We start from the raw sequence: 869 nt of genomic DNA, 5'->3' as shown, positions 1-869 counted from the left end.
CCAGAGAAACCGGCTTTGGTTAATTTATGTTTGTATAACAAATCGCCATGAAGTGCTATAGTATTAGATAATTGGGCGTGAACACCCATACCTGTTTCAACTGTAGAACCAAATGCACCTAACTGAAAAGCATCTTTAAAATACACTATCCGCTTGTTTTCATAACTATGTGCAAGATGAAGTTTTCCATAAAAGGAAACGACACGTGCCTTTTCAGAAGAAGTAACAGCTTTTTTTAAACAACCACCAACCCGTGCTATCAATTGATCATGGTTTCCTAGCTCAATATCAAACCGATCAATATCACGAGCTTTATCAAACATAATAGACTGATAAATAACTTGAATCTGCGGCTCAATAATAAAACCATTATAGCCTGTTATAATAGCCTGACCTCCCATCAAAGAGGTACTTAAAAGTCTACCTTTTAATTCTGCTGTTTTACCTCGAGCAAGAGTTACAACATCGCCCTTTAAAAGATCGTAAGAGATAAACCCATTCACATAAAAGCCTGTATCATGCTGTAAATGAGCATAAAGCTTGCCCGACCATTTATTAAAAACACTCTTTTGGCTTTGTTTAACAGAAAGAGGCTGAAGAGAGAGCCTCCCATAAGTCCCCATCGTTCCAAAAGACAAAGCACTCTGTTTATTCTCTAATGTATTTAAGACAACACCTGCTGTCATACTATTATAGTCAAGATCAGCCCCATAACCATGTTCAAAAACAGACAAATTCGAAGTATAGCGATGATTACTCCCATAACCGCGTATAAAAAAGCTTGTCTTTCTATTGTTATCAGCCTCATTCGAAGCATTTTCTATGATTTCCAAAAGTTCGTGTTGATTGCTCATATCTACTAAACCTGC

Annotated in this window: 1 protein-coding gene; it reads right to left on the bottom strand. The window is 36.9% G+C overall.

Annotated elements, in window-relative coordinates; genetic code table 11:
- A partial coding sequence (locus tag M4Z11_RS07365; protein WP_249678040.1) for an autotransporter outer membrane beta-barrel domain-containing protein occupies positions 1–854 on the bottom strand: 854 nt, incomplete at its 3' end.
- Between the last annotated feature and the right edge of the window lie 15 nt (positions 855–869).

Source organism: Bartonella bilalgolemi, assembly GCF_023500045.1.
Lineage (GTDB): Bacteria > Pseudomonadota > Alphaproteobacteria > Rhizobiales > Rhizobiaceae > Bartonella > Bartonella bilalgolemii.
This window is presented reverse-complemented; position numbering and strand designations above follow the sequence as displayed.